Origin of the sequence: Alcanivorax sp. VBW004, assembly GCF_009718865.1 — a bacterium.
Classification (GTDB): domain Bacteria; phylum Pseudomonadota; class Gammaproteobacteria; order Pseudomonadales; family Alcanivoracaceae; genus Alcanivorax.
Map to the genome: position 1 here is coordinate 1 of NZ_WNHC01000007.1, position 3,242 is coordinate 3,242.

3 protein-coding genes are annotated in these 3,242 nt (G+C 48.1%); all 3 read right to left on the minus strand.

The features are described from left to right. On the minus strand, positions 1–1,664 hold a 1,664-nt coding region (locus F1529_RS17425), incomplete at its 3' end, for a DUF4158 domain-containing protein (protein ID WP_155137828.1). A gap of 27 nt (positions 1,665–1,691) precedes the next feature. Continuing rightward, complete coding sequence (locus F1529_RS17430) at positions 1,692–2,948, minus strand: site-specific integrase (protein WP_155137831.1); 1,257 nt, start codon at positions 2,946–2,948, stop codon at positions 1,692–1,694. 15 nt (positions 2,949–2,963) lie between these two features. Next, positions 2,964–3,242, minus strand: a 279-nt coding sequence (locus F1529_RS17435; RefSeq protein WP_155137834.1) for a MerR family DNA-binding protein, incomplete at its 5' end; no start/stop codon positions are given.

Here is a 3,242-nt window from a genome sequence, read left to right on the forward strand (position 1 = left end):
TCTTTGATGGTTGCATGAAGATTTTCAGGAAAACGTTCATCCACGCCCTTAGCAAGATCCGCCAACTGTTGTTTAAGGTTTGTAGTGAATTCGTGGGCGTCAGTTAAAGGCATTTCAACCTGATCACTGTATTTCTGTAATTCATTATCCAATGTCTCATCATCAATCAGTTGTTCTCGATAGTCATCGAATTCGGCACTGAAAGGAATAAACAAATCGCCTGAGGAAAGTTCTTGTTTAATATGCAATAGCAGCCACAATTCAAGATACTTGCGATGAAAAATCTTCCCGCTGTCCTCGCTGCTTTCGTTACTCACTATCAGCTTTTTCCATTTCTCAGTTAGCCAGCTCAAATCAAATGCTTCTGGCATAGCCTGGTCGACGGATTCTTCGCTTAAAAACTCTGTGCGACTGTTGCGCAAACTTTTTAATAAAACGAGAAGTGATGCGGTACTGGTATCACTGGATGTGGATTGCAAGTCCAGAATATCCAGACTGTTCAATAGCAACGCGCGCTTTTGGCGATACGATTTGAGCATGAAGGGGTAATAGTTATTCCCCGCATAAGCAATATGCTGATTGCAGCGTTCAATCAAAGAACTCGCTTCGTCACCCAGTACCGTATCCAGTGCCGCAAACTTTTGTGTTTGCTCCGGATGCTGATCATAAGCGACTAAAACATCACGGAATTTGGCAATCAAGGCGTCGATTTGTTTTTGATGTTCCAGAATGTATTGATGCAGCGCTGATTGAGCGGTCGATTCCATGCTTCGGAGCATTTTAATATACAGGTTTGCCACGTCATCGAGCGCTTTGCTGTGCTGTTGACGCACCAGGATAACGGCAAGTGCATAGCGCTTGTTTGGTTTGAGTCGAGCCATTTCGGGTGCAGTGAGCGCCCTGGCTTCAAGGGCAAACTGACGATATTTCACTACCGGAACATCGACATCAGGCAGTGACTCACCAAGTACCTGCAACCAGTGTACATGTTGAAGATAGCTTCGCACCTCTTTGTTGCCTGGCTTCTTGGGCTCGCGCTTAAGCGTGTTCCATGCGCCATAGGCACCGTCAGACGGATTCAACAGCTCATCAATTTTTTGTTTGGCATCGTTCGTAAGATCTCTGCAGATATCACGAAAGCACTGCTCATTAACTTTATTACGCGCCGATCTTGCGATCCGCTTAAGAACGGTAAAGCCAGGTAATTCATAGTGATTTCGTACCAGTTCTTCAAGCATTACGTTGATAATATCCGCCAACATCTCTTTGGTTTCTGCCGCTTTTTCCGCTATGTCGGTGAGCCAGGGCTGATCCTCTGAAGCAAAGGATCGAATGCCAAGATAGTCTCTTAAAATGTGCTGTTGTCGGGGGCGAGAGCCAGAGCGGTCATAATCTTTAAGTTGCTTTAGTGTCAGCGGTCGCTTGATTCCGATCCGATCCATCACGTGAGCAATAATGCTGGGTGGTGCAGACGCCAGCGGAACAAAGTAGCCGAGGCGTTGGAGCAGTTTCAGGTTTAGCATGAACCCGAAACGTAATATGGGCTTCTTCTCAGATTCAATCAGGCTCAGTTCTTCTGGTGTTGGTGTGTAGTACTCATTAAGCTCTTTTTCGGTAATGGTACTTCGCAGTCTGGGATAGGCGGTTTCGTGGAGGCTGCTCATGATGCGGCATACTATGACGGGAGTGTGTTAATCCCACACTCTGTCGATGTGCGGGTCGCGAATGGTGGCCTCCAGCATACATTGATTATCAGAGGCGATCTGATGCATGTGATGGAGTAATTCATCCAATGCTTCATCCAACGCGTCGCAATCATCAGAACTTATCGTGATGCGATAGCGCGTTCCCTCAGCATCAAGCTTTTCCATCGCCCTGGGCAATAAACAATGTCGCTCTATCAGAGATCTTGCCTTACCGGTGCCATGAGAATGTTTGCTATAAGGTTCAAGGCAGAGGCTAATTTCCAATGCCGTGTCCTTCGGAAGGTCGGAGTCTTGCTTGGCCTGTGTTATAGCTTGAGGCAGTGCTTGTTGTATTCGTTGTTGGGAAAACGGATCGGCGCCTTCGATATAGCGCATGGCTGATTGAACATCTTTCCAGCCGACGTACTCCATCAACGTTTTGGTATCCCAGCTATTAGCGGTTGCCCAGGTCGCGAAGCCGCGTCGCAAAGAATGGCTGCTGAATTCATCAGCATTGGGAAGATCCACCTGGTGGCAATAAGCCTTGATGATAGCAATCACACTGGCTGGATGAATCGCCTGTTCTGCAGAGTGCCCCCACTGGTTAATCGCTGGAAAGGCGGGACCTTTGGTCAATTGGGCCGCACTCATCCAATCCGTGAATGCCGTTACGGGACACAAGAGTTGCAATGCCGGAGCCCGATACGTTCGGCCATGGGACAAGCGATCGGTTTTGCTTCTGGGAATGAAAATTTCCATCCCAACACCGGGTATAACGCTGACATTTTCTACCCTAATACGCGTGAGTTCGTCTCCACGAAATGCTCTCCAGAACCCCAAAAGAATCAACGCTCGATCACGTAGCAGCTTAAGGGAATTGACAGAGCGGGTATCTGTTTGGGACAAATGTTCAGTAATCCAGCCGTCGATGGCCTGGAGTTGTTCAATTTGCAGCGGTTTGGCTTGTTTTTCCCTGAAAGGATGTAGTTCACCAATCCCCTTCAAAACCTTTTTAACATGAGGTGCTTTGGTTGGATCGGGAAAGCCTTGTTCATTGTGCCATGCGGCCAAGGCTGCCAAGCGTTGCTTGAGGGTGCTGATCGCCAGTGTAGGAGCATAATGCGCGAGGTAGGAAGCGATGCTATCCGCTGTCGCAGGCAGAAATCCTCCCCATGCGTCCTCGTAGTGCTCAATGGCGGCGCGGTAACTTTTCCGGGTATTCTCTCGCGTGGCAGCGCGAATGTACTCATTGACATCTGCCATGGCAGTCTCGTTCTTTTAATTTCGGGAATGCGATTTGGGGGACAACTCATCCAAAATGCCGCACTGTTCGATGGGGCGTGCATGGCCACACTTTTGGCGTAACACCTTCAAATCAGCATGAAGTTTTTGGAGATCGGCAATACGAGACTCCACAATTTTCAGGTGCGCATCGATCATATCGTTCACTTTCTCACACGGTGTGCCTGGTAAATGCTGGAGCGCCATCAATTGCTTGATTTCGTCTAATGTCAGGTCAAGTGCTCGACAATTTTTGATGAATGCCAGCTTTTCGAG

Excerpts from the sequence above, each read along its gene's own strand:
- F1529_RS17430 (WP_155137831.1), bottom strand. The coding sequence starts at position 2,948 with ATGGCAGATGTCAATGAGTACATTCGCGCTGCCACGCGAGAGAATACC.